The organism is Mangrovicoccus sp. HB161399, from assembly GCF_013184745.1.
Lineage (GTDB): Bacteria > Pseudomonadota > Alphaproteobacteria > Rhodobacterales > Rhodobacteraceae > Mangrovicoccus.
The window spans coordinates 38,676-58,618 of record NZ_JAATVU010000024.1; the positions used below are offsets into that span (position 1 = coordinate 38,676).

Sequence of the window (19,943 nt, forward strand, 5' to 3'; positions counted from 1 at the left end):
GCCGGGCCTGCTTCGTCCGAAAATCAGGAAACGTCGCACCGGGAACATCCCGGATTGCACCGCAGCTCTCCGGCCGCACGCGCATGCGACGTTGCGATAGCAGAATGGGCCCCGCTTTCGCCAGCGGCATTTCGCATTTGCAGAAAATTTTTTGCAACTGCAGCATGGCGGCCATGCCGATGCGTCAGGCAGGCGCCTGCTGCGGTCCGAAAGCCCGGCGGAAGGCAAGGTAGTCCCGTTCCAGAGCCGCCGCCGCCCCGGGATCGGGCTGCAGCGTCTCCGCCTCCGGAGCCATCTGCACGAGCACGCCCGGCAGCGCTCCGGCCCCGCCGGAGGCAGCCGCCGCGGCGGAGGCCGCGCTGCCCAGCAGCACCGCGTCGCTGTCCCGCGCCCGCAGCACCGGCAGCGCGGTGGCATCGGCAACCAGCTGGGCAAAGGCGCCGGCCGCGGCGAGGCCGCCGGTGGCGTGGATGCGGCCGCTGCCGATGCCTGCCGCTGCCATCCGGTCCGCGACATGGCGCACCGCGAATGCCAGGGTCACCATCGCGCGCCAGTAGATGCGGCAGAGCGCGTCGGGATCGCCCTCCGGGACCGGCCCGCCGCGCAGCCCGCCGCGGCCCGCCGCCGGAAAGGGCGCCCTGCCGCCGGCGAAATCCGGCAGGACCTGAAGCTCGGCGCCGAATCCGGGACCGTGGAGGCGCCGCAGCGCCGCGGCCCGGGCCATCACCTCCGCGTGGCCCTGTCCGGCACCGTGATCCGCCAGCACCCGGTCGAGCAGCCCGCCGCCCGCGGACAGCCCGCCCTCGCAGATCCAATGATCCGCGAGAACGGCATCGCGGAACGGCCCCCAGAGACGCGGATCGTCGACCGGCGCCCGGGTCAGTCCCATGACGCAGATGGAGGTGCCGGCGATCAGCGCGAGCTGGTCGCCTGCGGGCTGCAACGACCGCAGCCCGAGCGCGCCCGAGAAGGCGTCGATCATTCCCGCCGCCACCGGCGTGCCCGCGGCAAGGCCCAGCTGCGATGCCGCCGCCGGCGACAGGCCCCCGGCCCTCGACCCGGCCGGCAGGCCCGCGGCAGGCAGGCCCAGCCGGGCCGGCAGGCCGCCGAGCCCGATGGCAGCAAGGAAATCCTCCTGCCAGCCGCCATGCCCGGCGATCCAGGGCCATTTCACCGCCAGCGCGCAGGTCGAGACTGCGGCCTGTCCGGTGGCGCGGCGGGTCAGGTGGTCGGACAGGTCCTCGGCGCGTCCGAGCCGGTCCCAGAGGTCCGGGCGCTGCCGCTTCAGCCAGAGGAGCTTGGCGGTCTGCATTTCCGGCGACATGCGGCCGCCCTGCAGCCCGATCAGCCGGTGGCGGGTCGCCGTGCAGATCTCCGCCTCTTCCGTGGCCCGGCGGTCGCACCAGGCGATGATGTCCCGGCCGCCGGGATCCAGCAGCAGGGGGGCGCCGCTGCGGTCGGAGAGAACAAGCGAGCAGGTGGCGCCGAATGCGAGTCCCCCGACGGCGGCGGGCGGCGTCCCGGTCTCCGCCATCAGGCCGGACACCGCGGCCGCGACCGCCTGCCAGATCCTGGCGGAGGCGTATTCGGCAATGCCCCCTGGGGCTTCGTGCAGCTCCAGCGCGGCCTCGCAGCGTCCGGCCATGCGGCCGTCGGCATCGAACAGCGCGGCCCGGGCAGAGCCCGTGCCCACGTCCACCGCGCAGAAAAAAGCGGCCATGTCCTCCACCGACTGTCAGCCGAGCTGCCGCAGGATCGCGGTCAGGTCCTCCATCCGGTCGATGATGGCGTCCGGCGCGCAATTTGCAACCGTCTCGCGCAGTCTGGCGGGTCCGGCATGGCTGCCGCCGGTGAAGGCAACCGCGCGCATGCCCGCGGCCTTCGCCGCGGTCAGCCCTGCCGGGCTGTCCTCGATCACCACGCAATCGGCCGGATCGGCGCCCATGCCGGAGGCGGCGAAGAGGAACAGATCGGGCGCGGGCTTGCCGCGCGCGACCATCGTGGCGCTGTAGACGTTGGGCTCGAAGAGCGGCAGCAGCCCGGTCAGGGTCAGCGAGCGGCGGATGCGCTCGGGCTGGCTGGAGGATGCGACGCAGACCGGCCCGCCAATGGCGCGGACCGCACCGGCGATTCCGGGGATCGGCTGCAGCTCGGCATCGAAGCGGGCGAAGAGCCGCGCACGCGTTTCGGCCAGCATGGCCTCGGTCAGCTCGAAGCCGCGCTCGCGGCGCAGCCACTCCGCAACGGAGGCCATGGAACGGCCCAGAAGCGCGCGATAGCCGGTATCGTGGTCGAGATCGCAGCCCTGCTCGCCCAGATAGCCGACCAGCACGTCGAGCGAGATCGGCTCGCTGTCGACCAGAACGCCGTCGCAGTCGAAGATGACCAGCGCGGGCCGCATCTCTCAGCTGTCCAGGTAGCGGGAAAGCACCGCCGCCGTTCCCTCGGCCCAGAGCGCGTCCAGCGCCCTTGCGAAGGCCGCGGCAAAGCGGGCATCCGAGGCAAGATCGCCATAGATGGCCTTCTGCTCCAGCCAGGCCTGCGGGCGGGCCTTGGCCTGCTGTGCCACGGCGGTCAGGCCGTCCCAGTTGGGATCGTTGGGCGCGATTTCCGCCCCGCTGTCGGTCACCCCGGCGCAGTAGCGGCACCAGAGCGCGCATTCCAGCGCCAGCCCGTCGATGGAACCGCCCGCCTTCAGCGCATCGCGCAGGGTGGGCAGGACGAATTTCGGCTGCCGGTTCGAGCCGTCGAGGCAGAGCCTGCGCACCGTGTCGCCGATCTTGGGGTTGGAAAAGCGCCGTTCGATCAGGTCGAAATAGTCGCCCAGGCTGGTATCCGGGACCGGCGGGACATTCGGGATGATCTCTGTTTCCTCGAGCTTGCGCAGGAAGGCACGGATCAGCGGATGCTCCATCGCCTCGTGAACGAAATGGATGTCCATCAGCCCGCCCGGATAGGCGATGACCGCGTGGCCGCCATTGAGGATGCGCAGCTTCATGAGCTCGTAGGGCGCGACATCCGGCACGAACTGCACGCCGGCCTTTTCCAGCGGCGGGCGGCCGAGCGGGAAGTTGTCCTCCATCACCCACTGGGTGAAGCCCTCGCAGAAGACCGGCCAGCCGTCCTCGATCCCGAACTCGTCGCGCAGGATGCCGCGTTCGCGGTCGGTGGTGGCGGGAGTGATCCGGTCCACCATGGAATTCGGGAAGGCGACATTCTCCGCGATCCAGTCGGCGAAGGCCGGATCGGAGAGCCGCGCCAGTCCGGTCAGCGTGTTCTTCGTGACCACGCCGTTATGGGGGATGTTGTCGCAGCACATCACGGTGAAGGGGGCGAGCCCCTTGGCGCGGCGCGCCTTCAGCCCGGCGATGATCATGCCGAAGACCGTCTTCGGGTCTTCCGGATCGGCGGCGTCCACGGCCATGGCCGGATGCTCTGGATCGAAACGGTCGTTCGAGTCGAGGAAATAGCCGCCTTCCGTGATGGTCATGGAGACGATGCGGATGTCCGGCTCCGCCATGCGCGCGACGATCGCCGGGCCGTTGGCGGGCTCGATGAAATCGATCATCGAGCCAAGCACCTTGGCCTCGCTGCGGTCCGCTTCCTGCTCGACCAGGGTGGTCATCCAGTCCTGCGCGGCGAGGATGTCGCGGCCGCGCTTCTCGCCCTCGAAGACCCCGGCCCCGACCAGCGCCCAGTCCATGCCCTCGCCCATGGCGAAGAGCCGGTTGAGATATTCGGCCTGGTGCGCACGGTGGAAGTTGCCCAGGCCGAAATGCAGGATGCCGGAGCTGAGCTGCGCGCGGTCATAGCCGGGTGCGGCCACCTTGGCAGGCAGAGAGGACAGGGCGGAATTCGAGAGACGGAGCGACATGGTCCCACCTATGGATTTGCGCGGCCCCCGCGGGCGCCGCCTGGAATTTCCGGCGGAGGCAGCCTCCGCCCGCGATCACATGCGCAGCCCGTCGGCGCCGAAGCGGTGCAGCTGGTCCTCGCGCGGCGTCAGGAAGATCGTGTCGCCGTGGCGGAAGCCGATCTCGCCGCTGGCGCGGACCGTGATCACATCCGCCAGCCCGGTGTCATGGACATGGAAGAAGCTGTCGCTGCCCAGATGCTCGGACACCGCGACGCGGCCCTGCCACATGCCTTCGGTGGCGGAGACCTCGATATGCTCGGGCCGGATGCCGATCGTGTGGGCGCCATGGGCTTCCGCGGTCTGGCCCTCGATGAAGTTCATCTTGGGCGAGCCGATGAATCCCGCGACGAAGAGGTTGCGCGGCGCGCGGTAGAGCTCCAGCGGCGATCCGACCTGCTCGATATGTCCCGCACGCAGCACGACAATCTTGTCGGCCATGGTCATCGCCTCGACCTGGTCATGGGTGACGTAGATCATCGTGGTGGCCAGCCGCTCGTGCAGCTCGCTGATCTCCAGCCGCATGCCCACGCGCAGGGCGGCGTCGAGGTTCGACAGCGGCTCGTCGAAGAGGAAGGCGGCCGGTTCGCGCACGATGGCGCGGCCGATGGCGACGCGCTGGCGCTGGCCGCCGGAAAGCTGCCCGGGCTTGCGGTCGAGATAGTCGGAGAGGTTGAGCGCCTTGGCGGCAGAGTCGATGCGCCGCTTCTGCTCGTCCTCTGGGACGTTCGCCATCTTCATCGGGAAGGCGATGTTCTTCCTGACCGACATGTGCGGATAGAGCGCGTAGCTCTGGAACACCATGGCCAGCCGGCGCTTGGCGGGCGGCAGCTCTGTCGCCTCGGCGCCGTCGATGTCGATCCGGCCGGAGGAGACGTCCTCCAGCCCGGCGATCAGACGCAGCAAGGTGGACTTGCCGCAGCCCGAGGGGCCGACGAAGACCACGAATTCCCCGTCGTTGATTTCCAGGTCGAGCGGCGGAATGACCTGCACGTCGCCGAAGCTTTTCGTGACCTGAGACAGCGTGATTTTTCCCACGGGTAGTTCCCCCCTTATTTCACGGCGCCGAAGGTGAGCCCCCGGACCAATTGCTTCTGGCTGAACCAGCCCATGATCAGGATCGGCGCGATGGCCATGGTCGAGGCGGCCGAGAGCTTCGCGTAGAACAGCCCCTCGGGCGAGGAATAGCTGGCGATGAAGGCGGTCAGCGGCGCGGCCTTGGCGGCGGTCAGGTTCAGCGTCCAGAACGCCTCGTTCCAGGCCAGGATGATGTTCAGCAGCACGGTCGAGGCCATGCCCGGCACCGCCATCGGCATCAGCACGTGGATCACCTCCTCCTTCAGGCTGGCGCCGTCCATGCGCGCGGCCTCCAGGATTTCCGACGGGATCTCGCGGAAATAGGTGTAGAGCATCCAGATGATGATCGGCAGGTTGATCATCGTCAGCACGAAGACCAGGCCGGTGCGGGTGTCGAGCAGCCCGAGATTGCGGAAGATCAGGTAGAGCGGCACCAGCACGCCCACCGGCGGCAGCATCTTGGTCGACAGCATCCACATCAGCACGTCCTTGGTCCGCTTGCCGGGCACGAAGGCCATGGCCCAGGCGGCGGGGACGGCAATGATCAGGCCGATCAGCGTGGAGCCCACCGAGATGACCACCGAGTTCCAGAAATGCCGGAAGTAGTTCGAGCGCTCCTGCACGGTGACGTAGTTTTCCAGCGTCCAGTGGAAGTTGAACCAGACCGGCGGATCGGCGATCGCCTCGGCCTCGGTCTTGAAGCTGGTGAGGATGGTCCAGAGGATCGGGAAGAAGATCAGCAGGCCCACGCCCCAGGCGATCGCGGTGTTCAGCGCCTTGCGCTGCGTCTTGACGGCACGCGCCATGGCTCAGGCCTCCAGGTTCTTGCCGATCATCCGCATCAGGAAGATCGCGACGATATTGGCGAGGATGATGGCGACGACGCCCCCGGCGGACCCCATGCCCACGTCGTATTGCAGCAGCGACTGGACGTAGATCAGGTAGGTCAGGTTGGTCGAGGCATAGCCCGGGCCGCCATTGGTGGTGACGAGGATCTCGGCGAAGACCGACAGCAGGAAGATCGTCTGGATCAGCACGACCACGGTGATGGCGCGCGCCAGGTGCGGCAGCATGATGTACCAGAAGCGCGACAGCGGCTTGGCGCCGTCCATCTCGGCCGCTTCCAGCTGCTCGCTGTCCAGCGACTGCAGCGCGGTCAGCAGGATCAGCGTGGCGAAGGGCAGCCACTGCCAGGACACGATGCCGATGATCGACAGCAGCGGCGCCTGGGCGAGGAAGTCGAAGGGTTCCAGCCCCAGCGCCTTGAAGAGATGCGCGAAGAGGCCGTTCACCGGGTTGAGGAACATGTTCTTCCACACCAGCGCGGAGACGGTCGGCATGACGAAGAACGGCGCGATCACCAGGATGCGCACGATCCCCTGCCCCCACATCGGCTGGTCGAGCAGAAGCGCCAGAAGGATGCCGCCGATGATGGTGATGACCAGCACGCCGAGGACGAGGGCCAGCGTGTTCCAGATCGCCGCGGTGAAGCCCGGGTCGGTCAGGAAGTAGCTGTAGTTCTCGAAGCCGACGAAGGGATTGTCCCCGGGCATCAGCAGGTTGTAGCGCAGGACGGAGAAGTAGAGGGTCAGCCCCAGCGGGATCAGCATCCATCCCAGCAGCAGGATGACCGAGGGCGATATCATGAGCCGCGCTGCGGCGCGGGACGCTTTCGTCGACATGGGCAGGCCTCTTTCGGTGGCGCGGGGAACCGGCCCGGCCGCGGGGATCGGGCCGGTTCTGGGGGAGGGACGGAACGGTTGGAGGCACGTTCCGCCGGGGTATCCCGGAACGGGGAGCGCGCGCGCCCCCCGCGTCAGGTCACTTGATGTAGCCGCCGCGCTTCATTTCGCGCTCGGTCAGGGCCTGGGCGTTCTGCAGCGCCTGGTCGGCGGTGATCTGCCCGGCCAGCGCCGCGGAGAACTGCTGCCCGACCGCGGTGCCGATGCCCTGGAATTCCGGGATCGCGACGAACTGCACGCCGGTATAGGGCACCGGATCGACCGTCGGCTGGGTCGGGTCGGCCGCTTCCATCGACTTCAGCGTCATCTCGGCGAAGGGCGCCGCCTCGAGGTATTCCGGGTTCTCGTAGAGCGAGGTCCGGGTACCCGGAGGCACGTTGGCCCAGCCTTCCTTGGAGGCGACCAGGGCGAGATAGTCCTTGGAGGTCGCCCATTCGATGAAGGTCTTGGCCGCCTCCGGCGCGTCAGTGCCCGCCGGGATGCCCAGCGTCCAGGCCCAGAGCCAGTTGCCGCGCTTGCCCAGTCCCGCATCGGGCGCCAGCGCGAAGCCGACCTTGTCGGCGACGCTGGAGTCGTTGGGGTTGGTCACGAAGGAGGCCGCCACGGTGGCGTCGATCCACATGCCGCATTTGCCCGACTGGAACAGCGCGAGATTCTCGTTGAAGCCGTTCGAGGACGCGCCGGGGGGACCGTATTTGTTCATCAGGTCCAGATAGGTGGTCAGCGTGGTCTTCCAGGCCTCGGTGTCGAACTGGGGCTTCCAGTCCATGTCGAACCAGCGCGCGCCGAAGGAGTTCGAGGCCGCCGTCAGGAAGGCCATGTTCTCGCCCCAGCCGGCCTTGCCGCGCAGGCAGATGCCGTAGATTTCCGCGTCCTTGTCGGTCATGGCCTCGGCGGCCTTGGCGATGTCGTCCCAGGTCGGCGCCTCGGGCATTTCCATGCCCGCCTTCTCCATCAGGTCCTTGCGGTACATGACCATGGAGCTTTCGCCGTAGAAGGGCGCGGCATAGAGCGTGCCGTCCATGCTGAGGCCGCCCGCGATGGCCGGCAGGATGTCGCCGGCGTCATAGTCGTCGGAAAGCCCGGTCAGCGGCTCCAGCCAGCCCTGCTTGGCCCAGATCGGAACCTCGTAGGTGCCGATGGTCATGACGTCGAACTGCCCGCCCTTGGTGGCGATGTCCTGGGTCACCCGCTGGCGCAGCACGTTCTCTTCGAGCGTCACCCAGTCGAGCTTGATGTCGGGGTGCTTGGCCGTGAAGTCCTCCGTCAGGCCCTGCATCCGGATCATGTCGCCGTTGTTGACGGTGGCGATGGTCAGGGTGGTCTCGGCGGCGGCCGCGAGGCCGGTGGCGCACAGCGCCGTTGCACCCAAAAGGGTGCGAATCGAAGCAGTCATTACTCTCCTCCCAAGAATGAGCTTTTGCCTTGCTTGTGAGCATTTATTCACTCGAGATGACGATTGGTCAACAGGGAAAACTCTCCGCAGCGCGGCAATTCCTGCGCGAACGCGCAGGAAATCTTTTGATAACAGTTTGTTAAGATCTCGCTAACGGAGCTCGGAAGATGCCCTGAGGCGGGCTCAGAGCAGCGACTCGGCCGTGTCCTCGTCGGTGACGAGCCCGTTGACGAAGCGTCCGGTCAGCGCGCCGCGGATCGCCTCGACCTTGCCCGGCCCGTAGGCGCAGGCGATGATCGGCGAGCTGCTTCCGGTCGCCAGGGGGGCGGAACTGACCCGCCCGTTGGTCTCGTCCTCGACCAGCCGGCCGTCGCGGTCGTAGACCCAGCCGGTGATCTCGCCGATGGCGCCGCGCCCGGCCAGGCGCGCCTGGTCGGCCTCGGTGATGAAGCCGTCGAGCACCAGCGGCGGGTTTTCCAGGATCTGGCCGATGCCGACGAAGCGCACGTCGGTCTTGCGCACCAGCTCCCGGTTGGTGCGCAGCGTGGCCTGGCCCAGCAGCAGGTCGCGCTCTTCCCGCGTGGCGGCGATGACCGGCAGCGGCAGCGGATAGGTCGGCGCGCTGACCTTGTCGGAAATGGTGAAGAGCACGTTGTAGTAGGCCGTCGAGCCCGAGGGCGAGATGTTGCCGGTCAGGGACACGATCTTGTGCTGCGCGCAGTCGACATGCGGCAGCTGCTCGATCGCGGAGCGCAGGGTGCGCCCGGTGCCGAGGCCGATCACCACCGGCTCCCCGCGCGTGAGCCAGCCTTCCAGGATGTCGGCGGTGGCATGGGCGACTCCGCGCCCCGCCCCCTCGCCCGGTCCCAGCGACGGCACGACCTCGCACAGTCCCAGCCCGTAGCGCTCGCGCAGCCGCTCGCCCAGTTCCAGGCAGCGCGCCACCGGATGGTCGATGCGCACCTTCACCAGCCCCGCGCTCATCGCCTGGCTCACCAGCCGCTGCGCGGACTGGCGCGAGATGCCCATGACCGCCGCGATCTCGTCCTGCTTCATCCCGCCGATATAGGCCAGCCAGGCCGCGCGGGCGGCATCGTCGAGCTTGCGGTCGGCTGGGCGCATTTCGGCTCCTGATCCTCTGTCCGGCATGCATCTTGGGCAAGATGGTTGCGCTTTGCAAGCCGCCCCGCCGCAAGGGATGCAGCAACCCGAACGGACTGCCGGGGTTGCATTTGCCCGGGCTTCCGGCCCATCTGCAGGCAAGCCGCCGCCACCGACCGGAGCCTTGCCTTGAGCAATGCCGACCCCCTGCTGCCCCGCCTGACCCGCGCCACCGCGGGCGGATTGCGGCGCGCGGGGCTGTGGCGGCTGGGCGGAGAGCTGCTCTGGCCGGTGCAGGCCGCCTGCCTTGCCATGGCGATCGGCGGCTGGGTCTCGGGCGCCGGTCCGCTGCACTCGGCGGCGCTTGCGGCGGGCTTCCTCGCGGCCGGGCTGCTGCGCAGCGTCCTCGAGGCCCGTGCCGCGCGGCTGGCCGGCGAGACCGCCGAGGCGGCCGTCGCCGGTCTGCGCCGCGACCTGCTGGCGGCCGAGACCGCGCGGCTCGACCGCGCGCTGTCCTCCGGCGCCTTCGCCGCGCTGGCCGTGCAGAAGCTGCCGTCGCTCAAGCGCTATCTCGCGCGCTACAGGCCCGCGCGGATGCGGGTCGCGGCGGTCGCACCGGTGCTGCTCCTGCTGTCGCTGTGGTGTTCCTGGGCGGTGGCGCTGATCCTCGCCGTCGCCGGGCCGCTGATCCCGGTCTTCATGGCGCTTGTGGGCATGGCCGCTAAGGAGGCCAGCCAGAAGCAGATGGCCGAGATCGGCAGCCTCAACACGCTGCTGACCGACCGGCTGGCGATGCTGCAGGACATCCGGCTGCTCGATGCCGGCGGCCGCACGGAGCGGGATTTCGGCACCCGCGCGGACGCGCTGCGGCAGCGGACGATGGAGGTGCTGCGCATCGCCTTCCTCTCCTCCACAGTGCTGGAGCTGTTCTCGGCGATCGGCGTGGCGATGGTGGCGGTCTATGTCGGCTTCTCGCTGCTGGGCGAGCTGCGCTTCGGCGCCTGGGCGACGCCGCTGACCCTGCAGGAGGGCATCTTCGTGCTGCTCCTCGCGCCGTCCTTCTTCCAGCCGCTGCGCGATCTCGCCGCTGCCTGGCACGACCAGGCCGAGGCCAGGGCCGTTGCGGAGGAGATCGACGCGCTGATGGATGGCGCCGCCGCCCCGATCCCCGGCGGGATCGCCCGCGCCGCGCCGCTGCCCGGCCCGGCCAGCCTGGCGTTCCGCGATGTCCGGCTGATGCGCGGCGGGCACGAGGTGGCAGTGCCCGACTTCGCCGCGGCCCCCGGCGAGCTGGTCGTGCTCAGCGGTCCCTCGGGACGCGGCAAGTCCTCGGCGCTGATGGCGGCGATGGGTCTGATTCCTGTCGCTTCCGGCGAGATCGAGGCGGCAGGCAGACCGCTCGGCGAAGACACGGCGGCGGGCTGGCGGGCGCGGATCGCGTGGCTGCCGCAGGCCATCCATGTGCCCGACCAGAGCCTTGCCGCCTTCCTCGACCCGAAGGGCAAGGGCGGCGTGGACAAGGCATTGGCGCGCTCGGCCTCGGCGGAGGTCGTGGCTCGGCTGCCCGGCGGGCTGGCGGCCCGGCTGGGCGAAAGCGGCGCCGGACTGTCGGGCGGCGAGGCGCGGCGGCTGCTGCTGGCGCGCGCCGTCGCCATGAAGGCAGACCTGGTGATCGCCGACGAGCCGACCGCCGATCTCGATGCCGGGACAGCCGCCGCCGTGATCGCCACGCTGGAGAGCCTGGCTGCCGAGGGCCGCACCGTGATCGCCGCCAGCCACGATTCCGCGCTGATCGCCGCCGCCGACCGGGAGGTGCCGCTGTGAAGCCGCTTCTCGATGTCATCCGCATGATCTGGGCCGCGGCGCCGGGCACGATGGCCAAGGGGGCGCTGCTGTCGCTGGCCACCCTGCTGGCCGGGGTCGCGCTGCTCGGCCTGTCGGGCTGGTTCATCACCGCCACCGGCGTCGCCGGGCTGATGGGGATCGGCATCGCCTTCGACGTGTTCCGTCCCTCGGCCGGGGTGCGGCTGCTGGCGCTCGGCCGGGCCGCCTCGCGCTATGGCGAACGGCTGCTGACCCATGACGCCACCCTGCGCGCGCTGTCCGCGCTGCGGGTGACGCTGCTGCGCCGGCGCATGCAGGACAGCTGGGAGGCGCTGGGGCGGCTGCGTCCCGGACCCGCGCTGACCCGGCTGACCGCCGATGTCGACGCGCTCGACGGCACGGTGCTGCGACTGGCGCTGCCGCTGGCCGCCGGAACCTCCACGGTGCTCCTGGCCGGGGCCGGGCTCTGGTGGCTGACGCATTGGAGCCTCGCGCTGACCATCGTGGCGGTGCAGGGCGGCGGCAGCGCGGTGCTGCTCAGGCGGCTCGGCCGCCGTTCTGTCCCGGCCTCGATCCGGGCGGAGCGGCGCGGCCAGGCGCTGCTGCGCGGGACGGTGTCGACGCTGCGGGGCCAGATCGACCTGGCGGTGCATGGCGGGCTGGCCGGGCGTCTTCGACTGCTGCTCGGCCGCGCAGAGAAGCTCGACCTCGCGGCTGCGCGGCTCGACCGCATGGCGGAACGGGCCGATGCCGGGCTCTCGGCCGTGACCACGCTGGCCGTCGCGCTGCTGGTCGCCCTCGGCGGCTGGCTGGTGCAGGCGGGGACTCTGACTGCCGCGCAGGCGGCCATTCCGGTCTTTGCCGCGCTCGGGCTGCACGAGGCGCTGGCGATGATGCGGCCCGGGATGAGCGGCATGGGCGCGATGGCCGATGCCGCACGTCGGGTCTTCGGCGCGGCCGAACCCTCAGGCGGCACCGGCCCGTCCGCGCCCGATCCGCCCGGAACCGGGCTGGTCCTGCACGGCATCGGCCATGCCCGGCCCGGGGCCGCCGCGCCGGTTCTGGAGGCCGTGTCGCTGGAGGTCCGCCCGGGCGAGACCGTGGCGCTGACCGGGCCATCCGGCCGGGGGAAATCGACGCTCCTGCAGATCGCCGCGGGGCTCCTGTCCGCGGATCGCGGCGAGGTGCTGCTCTGCGGCCTGCCGCTCGCCGACTGGCCGGAGCCCGCCCTGCGCGGGCGGCTCGCCTTCCTGCCGCAGCGCTCCATGCTGCTTGCGGGCACGGTGATGGAGAACCTCGCGCTGGCGCGCGACGGGCTCTCCCGCGGGGAGGCGGACGCGGTGCTGGCCGCCGTCGCGCTGGACGGTCCGCTGGCGGAACGGGGCGGCGCGGATGCGCGGCTCGGCGAAGGCGGCGCGGGTCTTTCGGGCGGCGAAGCGCGGCGGCTGTCGCTGGCGCGCGCGCTTCTGCGCCGCCCTGCCGTTCTGCTGCTCGACGAGCCCACCGAAGGACTCGACCGGGCGACCGCGGAGCGTGTGCTGCACGGCATCCGCACCGCCCTGCCGGAGGCCGCGATCCTCTGCGCGGCGCACCGCGAAGCGGAACGTCTTTGGGCGGACAAGGTTTTTCCGCTCTGAGCGGATCACGAACCGCTTACCTTTGACTCAGATCAAAACGGAAATTCGGTCTTCGTTGCATAGCCGGTAACGTATATTTTCGGCGCATGTTTAGCGCAGCAGGAGAGTGCAATGGACCTCGATATCGTGGAGTTGTCGCGATTGCAGTTTGCAATGACGGCGCTCTATCACTTCCTCTTCGTGCCGCTGACGCTGGGTCTTTCGATCCTCGTGGCGACCATGGAGACGGTTTACGTGATGACCGGACGGCCGATCTGGCGGCAGATGACCAAGTTCTGGGGGACCCTGTTCGGGATCAACTTCGTCCTCGGCGTGGCGACCGGCATCACCATGGAATTCCAGTTCGGCATGAACTGGAGCTACTACAGCCACTATGTCGGCGACGTGTTCGGCGCGCCGCTGGCGATCGAGGGGCTCATGGCCTTCTTCCTAGAGGCCACCTTCGTCGGGCTGTTCTTCTTCGGATGGAACAAGCTGGGCAAGGTGCCGCACCTGATCGTGGCCTGGCTGGTCGCGATAGGCTCCAACTTCTCGGCGCTGTGGATCCTGATCGCCAACGGCTGGATGCAGAACCCGGTCGGGGCAAGCTTCAACCCGATGACCATGCGGATGGAGATGGACAGCTTCGCCGAAGTCCTGTTCAACCCGGTGGCGCAGGCGAAATTCGTCCATACCGTGTCGGCGGGCTATGTCACGGCCTCGGTCTTCGTGCTGGGCGTCTCGGCCTGGTACCTGCTGAAGGGGCGCCATGTCGAGCTGGCGCGCCGGTCGATCACAGTCGCGGCCTCCTTCGGCCTCGCTTCGGCGCTGTCGGTCGTCGTCCTGGGCGACGAGTCGGGCTACGATGCCGGGCTGAACCAGAAGATGAAGATGGCCGCCATCGAGGCGATGTGGGAAACCGAGCCCGCCCCCGCCTCCTTCACCCTCTTCGGCATCCCCGACAGCGAGGCGCGCGAGACGCATTACGCCGTCCACATCCCCTATGTGATGGGGCTGATCGGCACCCGGTCGCTGACGCGCGAGATCCCGGGCATCGAGCAGCTGGTCGAGGAAGCCCACGGCCGGATCGAAAACGGCATCCTCGCCTATGACGCGCTGATGGAAATCCGCGGGGCCAAGGGCAATGCCACGCAGGACATGACCGACCGCTTCGAGGCGCATTCCGAGGATCTGGGCTATGCCTTCCTGCTGCTGCGCTACACCGACGACCCGCGCAACGCGACGCCCGAGCAGATCCAGCAGGCCGCCAACGACACGGTGCCCCATGTCTTCCCGATCTTCTGGGCCTTCCGGATCATGGTCGGGCTCGGTTTCGCCTTCATCGGCGTGATGCTCTACTTCTTCGTCCGCAGCTCGTTCAAGGGCATGACCTATCCCCGCTGGGCGCTCTACGGCGCGGTGGCGGTGATCCCCGCCCCCTGGATCGCGGCCGAGATGGGCTGGATCGTCGCCGAATACGGGCGCCAGCCCTGGACGGTGGACGGCATCCTGCCGACCGCGCTGTCGGTCAGCCACCTGGGCGTCGGCGAGGTGCTGTTCACCATCGCGGGCTTCGTGATCTTCTACTCGACGCTCTTCGTCATCGAGATGGGGCTGATGATCAAGTACATCCGCAAGGGTCCGGTGCAGGATGTCGAGGAAACCGAAATCTGGATGAAGCGCCACGAGGCGCGCCTGGCCGGCCCCTCGGCAGCCCCGGCGGAGTAACGAGCGATGATCCTCTACGAACTGATCGACTACGGCACCCTGCGTGTCATCTGGTGGGTGCTGCTCGGCGTTCTGCTGATCGGCTTCGCCCTCACCGACGGCTTCGACATGGGGGTGGGCGCGCTCCTGCCCTTCGTGGCCAAGACCGACACCGAAAGGCGGCTGGTGATCAACACGGTCGGCCCGGTCTGGGAAGGCAACCAGGTGTGGTTCATCCTCGGCGGCGGGGCGATCTTCGCGGCCTGGCCGCCGCTCTATGCCGTCAGCTTCTCGGGCTTCTACCTGGCGATGTGGCTGATCCTCGCCGCGCTGATCCTGCGGCCGGTGGCCTTCAAGTACCGCTCCAAGCGCGACGGCAAGACCTGGCGCGAGCGCTGGGACTGGGCGTTGTTCGCGGGCGGCGCGGTGCCTGCGCTGATCTTCGGCGTGGCGGTCGGCAACGTGCTGCGCGGCGTGCCTTTCCACCTGAATGACCGGCTGATGCCGATCTACGAGGGCGTGGGCTTCCTGAAGCTCCTCTTCCTGCTGAACCCCTTCGCTCTGGTCTGCGGCGCGGTCTCGGTGGCGATGCTGCTGGCCCATGGCGCGGGCTGGCTGGTGCTGAAATCCGAGGCCGGCCCGATCACCGAGCGGGCGCGCAAGATCGGCTCCATGGCCGGGCTCGTGGCCATGGGCGGCTATGCTCTGGCGGGGCTCTGGCTCCTGGTGCTGACCGACGGCTACCAGCTGGCCAATGCCGTGCCGGACGGGCCGTCGAATCCGCTCCTGAGCGAGGTCACCAAGGGCGGCACCTGGCTGTCGGCCTATGTGGAACGGCCCTGGATCATCGTCGCGCCGCTGATGGGCTTCGCGGGCATGGGCCTGTCGGTGCTGGGGCTGCGCAAGGGCTGGGGCTTCACCATCCTGGCCTCGAAGATGGGCATCTTCGGCATGATCGCGAGCGTTGGCCTGACCATGTTCCCGTTCATCCTGCCCTCCTCGATCGATCCGGCCTCGTCGCTGACGGTCTGGGACGCCTCCTCGTCGCAGCGGACGCTCTTCGTCATGCTGGTGGCAGCAGCGATCTTCATGCCGATCATCCTCGCCTACACGGCCTGGGTCTACAAGGTGCTCTGGGGCAAGGTGACCGAGAGCGACCTGCACGAAAACGCCAACAGCTACTGAGGAGACGATCATGTGGTATTTCGCCTGGCTCCTGGGCCTTCCCCTGGCCGCGCTCTTCGCGGTGCTGAACGCCATGTGGCTGGAACTGCGCGAAGATGCGCGGGTGGCCGACGAACATGACCGGAAGGCCGGGCCCCGCTGAGCCCGCCCGGGCCGGGGCGCGGCGCCGCTTGCGCCCTGCCCCGGCAATCAACCCGGCGTCCCGCCCGCGCGGGACGCCTTTTCCGTCCTGCGGCCGAGCCGCAGGGCACCTGCGAACGGCGACCGCCTCCGCACCGAGCCGCGGCCTTGCCCCGCTCTTCCGGAAGACCCGCAGACCCGCCACGCAAGGCACGCCCCTGCCAACAAGCCAGCCCGGAATGCGGCGCCTGCCCGCGGGAACGGCTTCGCCGCTCCGGCCGGCGGCCGAAGCGTGCGGATGCATTCCCGGTTGCTTGCCCGCCATGCCGGGACCGGCGGGCGCGGGCCACGCGCGGCGCGCCTCCGAAGGGTCCGAGTTTTCCGGAGGGCGCGCCGGGCGGACAAGGCCGTGGCAGGCTGGCCGAAGGACCCACGCCGGGGACAGGGTGCCGGCCCGATCCGGCCGGCCTGCGGAACATGTCCCTGCCGGCAGCCGGGCCGGGCCTTCCTGCGCCCGGAGGCGGCTCAGCCCGGCGGGGTCCGCCAGGCGGCCGGCATGTCAAAGCCAAGCGCTTCGACCCGTTCCAGATCGGCGCGGAACTTCGCTTCGAACGGCGCGAACAGCCCCGGCGGCGCGGCGATCTTCGCGGTGACGTTGCGCGGGCGCTCCGTGCGCTTCCGGCTGGGCACCGCCGGTATCCCGAGGAACTCCGTGACCCGGGCCAGCGCGCCGTTCGGATCGGCCTTGATCCCGTCATAGGACAGCACCAGCAGCCGCTCCGGCCCGAACACGTCCAGCGCGCGTTCCAGCCGCGGCGCATAGAGGCTGTGCGCGTCGAACCGCCAGGCCCGCACCTTCCGCACCAGCTTTTCCGCCGGCAGCTCCGGGAGCCGGTCGAGCGTGCCGTCGACCTGCGCCTGGAAGCGCAGGTGCGACCACAGCCGGTCATAGGGATCGCGCAGGATGCAGATCGCCCGCGCCTCGCGGGCCATGCCGCGGATGCGGAGCATGTCGCGCCGGTGCAGCATGCCGTAGGTGTTGGAGAAGTCCAGCGCCCAGACATCCGGCCCCGCCTTGGGAAACAGCGCCCGGTACCAGGCATCCGAGGGCGTGCCGCTCTCGTAGAGCGCGTACCATTCCGCCCGGTCCTTCATCCGCTGCGCAATGTTGGCCCGGCGCCATTCCGGCAGGCCGTCGGGCGACGGCTCCGGCGCGGCGCGGCGCGGAACATCTCGGCGCGCCCGCGCCGGAACTCCCGGTCCAGATAGGTGCCCTTCCAGCCGCGGAACGGCTGCAGCAGACGCAGCATGTTGCCTGCGGTCATGCCGTCGCTCAGGCGGGCGGTCGCGTGGAAATAGTGCAGCTCCTTCGGCGGCGTCATGTCGACATGCGGCGACTTCGCAAGATTGTAGCTGAGCCAGGTGCTCGCGGCCTTCATCGCCCCGAGCCCGACCACCAGCTTGTCGAAACGGTCATCCTGCATCTTGCGTCGGTTTCACCACCCCGGAACGTTGCGCGGGACCCGGCATGCGGGACCGCGGCGGCCGGAACGGCCGGTCCGCCATTCCCTTGCCAAGGATGGGGCGCGGGGTAAAGCCTCGCGCGGCCGCGGACGCCGTCCGGCAGTCAAAACGCCGCGCGCCGCAGCTAGCGCACCACGGAGATGAGGCGCCGCAGCCCGGAACCGGCAAGGCCCCGCAGCCGCGCCGCGGCCAGCGCCGCCGCCGGCGGGCGTTCCGGACCGGAAAGCACGGTGACCTTCTTGCCGGTCAGCGCCTCGATCCAGGACGCGGACATGCGTCCGTCCCACGCCCCGCCGATCAGCTCGGGCAGCACGCCCTGCTGCTTCATCGCGATGGCCAGCCCGTGATTGGTCGGCCGCAGGACGTAGTGGTGCAGGTTCGGCTTCACCGGGAACAGCGCGGTGTGGCAGCTCTCGGTGCTCGAGGAGCCTGACAGCACCTTGTAGACGGTCGTGTCGTTGAACCGGTCCTCGATGGTGCGGAAGCGCCATTCGCGGATCTGCTCCAGATACGGGCGGTCCTCGCCGTCCGGCAGGTCATAGTCGGGATGCACGGTGAAGCGCGGCACCACCGCGAGGCAGGTCTCCACCTCGATGTAGTTCGTCGCCAGAACGGCGTTGAAGCCGCCCATGGAATTGCCCATGCAGAACACGCGGCGGCCGGCCAGGTAGGGTTCGAGCCGGGCGAACATCGCGGCGAAATCTATGTGGTTGCCCCAGCTCCTGTCGAGATCGTCGATGAACAGCATGTTGTCGAAGGCTTCGCCGGAGCGGAAGAATTCCGGGCGCTGGACCGCCATGCCGCCCATCCGGTGATTGACGCCGGAGAAGCAGATCAGGACGCGCTGCTGCGCGGGATCCGGTTCTGCGCGGGCGCGGACCCGGACGGACTCAATGCATTCGACGTCTATCACCAGCCCCTCCGGAAAAAACTCGCAACCTGCATAGGTTTAGCATGCGGGGTCCGACAGGCAACCCCACCGGTTGCCGCAGCGCGCCCGGCTACAGCATCAGGTCGAAGCTCTGTATCGGCGCGAATTCGAACACGTCGACCGTATCGCCGCGATAGCCGTCGGGCGCAACCATCGGCGCGGTCTCGCTGTCGCGCAGCGTCACGGCGTTCCAGCTCTGCAGCGCGCCCGGCGACACCGTTTCGCTCAGCGGCACGCCATGGGCGCCGAGCCACAGCCGGTAGCCGCCCTCCAGCGCGCCGCCGGTCCAGAGGCTCACCGTGTCGTCCCCGGTGATCTCCGCGCGGGCGATCTCGACGAACTGTCCGCTCCCGGCCTCGGAGAGCCGGAAGCCGAAATTCTCCGGCGCGGCGAAGCCCTGGGCGGCGGAGAACAGGCTGGCATCCTCGACCAGGCGGCCCTCCACCCCGCCGAAGCGCACCCGCAGTTCCGTGCCGCTGCCGCGGGAGACCTCCTCGATCACCATGGGCGGATCGGGCAAGCCGGCCATCGCCTGGCCAAGGGCCGCCCCCAGCCCCTGGCCCAGATGGAAATAGCCCTCGGGCGTCAGGTGGCGGTTGTCGGTCCCGGGATCGGAGCCGTAGATGAAGCGGTACTGGTACTGCGGCACGGCGAGATGGACATTCTCCGCGGCCAGCACGTAGTCCAGCTGCGCCAGCGGCACGACGGCATCTGCCTTGCCCTGCGCCTGGGAGAGCGCGAATTCGACCTCGAGCCCGGGCTTGCCGGTGGCCTTGCGCAGCTCCTGCTCTATCATCGAGAAATAGCGCGCCAGCGCCCAGCCATAGCCGAAGCGGCCGTCATCGAGCGAGGCATCGGCCGTGCCCTGCACGAAGCCGACCGCGACCGTGCCGTGGATGTCCTTGCCCGAACGCGCCGCCGCTTGCGCGGCATAGCCGATCTGGGCCTCCATCGTGTCCCACAGCCCCGGTTCCCAGCGGTGGGTGTCGAGGTAATGCGCCGCACCTCGGTCGTTGGCGAAGTAGTCGTAGCTGCCCGAGCCGTTGCGTATGGCGAAGAGATCGCCGTCGGCCGTGTCCGCCAGCGCCGCTGCCCGGCTGCCGTAGAGATCGCCGCGCGCGGTCATCAGCTCCAGCACCGAGGCGCCGAGCGCGCCGGTCCCGGCATGCAGGATGTCGGGCGCCACCTGCCCCGCGCCGTCATAGGCCGCGAAGATCTGCGCCACCATCGCCGGGGCGGGCGTCTCGGTCACCAGGCTCTCCATCGGCATCATGCCGCGGTAGAGTCCCGGTTCGACCTCCCGGTGGTTCCAGCCGCGCGCGCTGAGCCCGTCATTGCCGAAATCCAGCATGTAGGCCCGCGGATCGACCCGCCCGGTCCAGACCGGATGGTAGTTCTGCACCACCGTCGTGCCGATGCTCAGCGACTGCCCCGCCGAGAGGACCAGCATGATCTCGTCCTCGTTGTGCACCGTCAGCAGGTGGCGCACGGCAGCAAAATTCGGCGAGACCATCGCCTGGGCGGCCGACAGTTCCGCCGCGGCGGCGACCATGAGTTTGGCCGGGGCCTCCTCCGCCGGGATCGCCGGGGACTCCGGGCCAATGCCGATCCCGGCCCGCGTCCCTGCTGCCGGGGCGGTCCATTCCACCGGCACGAAATCGGGCGCTTCCGCCCGGCCTGCGGCAAGGCAGTCGGTATCCGTCCGCAGCAATTGCCGAGTCATGGCGCGCCCCATGTTTGCCAGCTACGGCATCCGTCATGGCACGCGCGCTGTTAAGGCCGCCTGAAAATCCGGGGCCCGGCGGCC

General features: G+C 69.4%; 17 protein-coding genes. 5 read left to right on the top strand and 12 right to left on the bottom strand.

Translation table 11 applies throughout. The features are described 5' to 3' along the window. Window positions 1-184 precede the first annotated feature (184 nt). The 8 genes from HCC78_RS15095 to HCC78_RS15130 form a co-directional block, all read right to left on the bottom strand. Window positions 185-1,720, bottom strand: a complete 1,536-nt coding sequence (locus HCC78_RS15095; RefSeq protein WP_172329618.1) for an FGGY-family carbohydrate kinase — start codon at window positions 1,718-1,720, stop codon at window positions 185-187. 15 nt (window positions 1,721-1,735) lie between these two features. Next, on the bottom strand, window positions 1,736-2,401 hold the full coding sequence (locus HCC78_RS15100; RefSeq protein ID WP_172329619.1) for an HAD family phosphatase: 666 nt from the start codon (window positions 2,399-2,401) through the stop codon (window positions 1,736-1,738). A 3-nt stretch (window positions 2,402-2,404) separates the two neighbouring features. Then, window positions 2,405-3,874, bottom strand: a complete 1,470-nt coding sequence (locus tag HCC78_RS15105) for a mannitol dehydrogenase family protein (protein WP_172329620.1) — start codon at window positions 3,872-3,874, stop codon at window positions 2,405-2,407. A gap of 75 nt (window positions 3,875-3,949) precedes the next feature. Then, window positions 3,950-4,951 (bottom strand): ATP-binding cassette domain-containing protein, encoded by a 1,002-nt coding sequence (locus tag HCC78_RS15110; RefSeq protein WP_172329621.1) that lies wholly within the window; start codon window positions 4,949-4,951, stop codon window positions 3,950-3,952. A 14-nt stretch (window positions 4,952-4,965) separates the two neighbouring features. After that, complete coding sequence (locus HCC78_RS15115; protein WP_172329622.1) at window positions 4,966-5,796, bottom strand: carbohydrate ABC transporter permease; 831 nt, start codon at window positions 5,794-5,796, stop codon at window positions 4,966-4,968. Between the two features lie 3 nt (window positions 5,797-5,799). Continuing rightward, complete coding sequence (locus HCC78_RS15120) at window positions 5,800-6,672, bottom strand: carbohydrate ABC transporter permease (protein ID WP_172329623.1); 873 nt, start codon at window positions 6,670-6,672, stop codon at window positions 5,800-5,802. 139 nt (window positions 6,673-6,811) lie between these two features. Next, on the bottom strand, window positions 6,812-8,128 hold the full coding sequence (locus HCC78_RS15125) for a sugar ABC transporter substrate-binding protein (RefSeq protein ID WP_172329624.1): 1,317 nt from the start codon (window positions 8,126-8,128) through the stop codon (window positions 6,812-6,814). Between the two features lie 183 nt (window positions 8,129-8,311). Continuing rightward, window positions 8,312-9,250 carry a sugar-binding transcriptional regulator gene (locus HCC78_RS15130; protein ID WP_172329625.1) on the bottom strand — a complete coding sequence of 313 codons (939 nt, stop codon included), beginning with the start codon at window positions 9,248-9,250 and terminating at the stop codon, window positions 8,312-8,314. 168 nt (window positions 9,251-9,418) lie between these two features. Between HCC78_RS15130 and HCC78_RS15135 the strand changes: the two genes are divergently transcribed. The 5 genes from HCC78_RS15135 to cydX all read left to right on the top strand — a co-directional run bounded on the left by HCC78_RS15135 (window position 9,419) and on the right by cydX (window position 15,703). Then, entirely contained in the window at window positions 9,419-11,053 is a 1,635-nt protein-coding gene (locus tag HCC78_RS15135; protein WP_172329626.1) for an ABC transporter ATP-binding protein/permease, read from the top strand. Then, window positions 11,050-12,690: an amino acid ABC transporter ATP-binding/permease protein gene (locus HCC78_RS15140; protein ID WP_371743842.1), complete on the top strand. Its 1,641-nt coding sequence runs from the start codon at window positions 11,050-11,052 to the stop codon at window positions 12,688-12,690. The genes HCC78_RS15135 and HCC78_RS15140 overlap by 4 nt, the downstream gene beginning before the upstream one ends. A 111-nt stretch (window positions 12,691-12,801) precedes the next feature. Further along, a complete protein-coding gene (locus HCC78_RS15145) occupies window positions 12,802-14,397 on the top strand; it encodes a cytochrome ubiquinol oxidase subunit I (RefSeq protein ID WP_172329627.1) in 1,596 nt (531 codons plus the stop codon). A gap of 6 nt (window positions 14,398-14,403) precedes the next feature. Continuing rightward, entirely contained in the window at window positions 14,404-15,561 is a 1,158-nt protein-coding gene (gene cydB / locus HCC78_RS15150) for a cytochrome d ubiquinol oxidase subunit II (RefSeq protein WP_172329628.1), read from the top strand. A 10-nt stretch (window positions 15,562-15,571) separates the two neighbouring features. Further along, complete coding sequence (gene cydX / locus HCC78_RS15155; RefSeq protein WP_172329629.1) at window positions 15,572-15,703, top strand: cytochrome bd-I oxidase subunit CydX; 132 nt, start codon at window positions 15,572-15,574, stop codon at window positions 15,701-15,703. 503 nt (window positions 15,704-16,206) lie between these two features. Here the strand turns inward: cydX and HCC78_RS15160 are convergent. From HCC78_RS15160 to HCC78_RS15175, 4 genes are all read right to left on the bottom strand, one after another. Further along, window positions 16,207-16,836: a sulfotransferase domain-containing protein gene (locus HCC78_RS15160; protein ID WP_172329630.1), complete on the bottom strand. Its 630-nt coding sequence runs from the start codon at window positions 16,834-16,836 to the stop codon at window positions 16,207-16,209. Continuing rightward, window positions 16,833-17,165 carry a hypothetical protein gene (locus HCC78_RS15165; RefSeq protein WP_172329631.1) on the bottom strand — a complete coding sequence of 111 codons (333 nt, stop codon included), beginning with the start codon at window positions 17,163-17,165 and terminating at the stop codon, window positions 16,833-16,835. Before HCC78_RS15165 ends, HCC78_RS15160 begins: the two co-directional genes overlap by 4 nt. A 164-nt stretch (window positions 17,166-17,329) precedes the next feature. Further along, on the bottom strand, window positions 17,330-18,118 hold the full coding sequence (locus tag HCC78_RS15170) for a hypothetical protein (protein ID WP_172329632.1): 789 nt from the start codon (window positions 18,116-18,118) through the stop codon (window positions 17,330-17,332). An 88-nt stretch (window positions 18,119-18,206) separates the two neighbouring features. Beyond that, complete coding sequence (locus tag HCC78_RS15175; protein WP_172329633.1) at window positions 18,207-19,859, bottom strand: hypothetical protein; 1,653 nt, start codon at window positions 19,857-19,859, stop codon at window positions 18,207-18,209. Window positions 19,860-19,943 lie beyond the last annotated feature (84 nt).

What these genes read in the sequence shown, in the direction of transcription:
- HCC78_RS15095 (WP_172329618.1), bottom strand. Translation starts at nt 1,720, where the DNA reads ATGGCCGCTTTTTTCTGCGCGGTGGACGTGGGCACGGGCTCTGCCCGG.
- HCC78_RS15100 (WP_172329619.1), bottom strand. Translation starts at nt 2,401, where the DNA reads ATGCGGCCCGCGCTGGTCATCTTCGACTGCGACGGCGTTCTGGTCGAC.
- HCC78_RS15105 (WP_172329620.1), bottom strand. Translation starts at nt 3,874, where the DNA reads ATGTCGCTCCGTCTCTCGAATTCCGCCCTGTCCTCTCTGCCTGCCAAG.
- HCC78_RS15115 (WP_172329622.1), bottom strand. Translation starts at nt 5,796, where the DNA reads ATGGCGCGTGCCGTCAAGACGCAGCGCAAGGCGCTGAACACCGCGATC.
- HCC78_RS15120 (WP_172329623.1), bottom strand. Translation starts at nt 6,672, where the DNA reads ATGTCGACGAAAGCGTCCCGCGCCGCAGCGCGGCTCATGATATCGCCC.
- HCC78_RS15125 (WP_172329624.1), bottom strand. Translation starts at nt 8,128, where the DNA reads ATGACTGCTTCGATTCGCACCCTTTTGGGTGCAACGGCGCTGTGCGCC.
- HCC78_RS15130 (WP_172329625.1), bottom strand. Translation starts at nt 9,250, where the DNA reads ATGCGCCCAGCCGACCGCAAGCTCGACGATGCCGCCCGCGCGGCCTGG.
- HCC78_RS15145 (WP_172329627.1), top strand. Translation starts at nt 12,802, where the DNA reads ATGGACCTCGATATCGTGGAGTTGTCGCGATTGCAGTTTGCAATGACG.
- cydB (WP_172329628.1), top strand. Translation starts at nt 14,404, where the DNA reads ATGATCCTCTACGAACTGATCGACTACGGCACCCTGCGTGTCATCTGG.
- cydX (WP_172329629.1), top strand. Translation starts at nt 15,572, where the DNA reads ATGTGGTATTTCGCCTGGCTCCTGGGCCTTCCCCTGGCCGCGCTCTTC.
- HCC78_RS15160 (WP_172329630.1), bottom strand. Translation starts at nt 16,836, where the DNA reads ATGAAGGACCGGGCGGAATGGTACGCGCTCTACGAGAGCGGCACGCCC.
- HCC78_RS15165 (WP_172329631.1), bottom strand. Translation starts at nt 17,165, where the DNA reads ATGCAGGATGACCGTTTCGACAAGCTGGTGGTCGGGCTCGGGGCGATG.
- HCC78_RS15175 (WP_172329633.1), bottom strand. Translation starts at nt 19,859, where the DNA reads ATGACTCGGCAATTGCTGCGGACGGATACCGACTGCCTTGCCGCAGGC.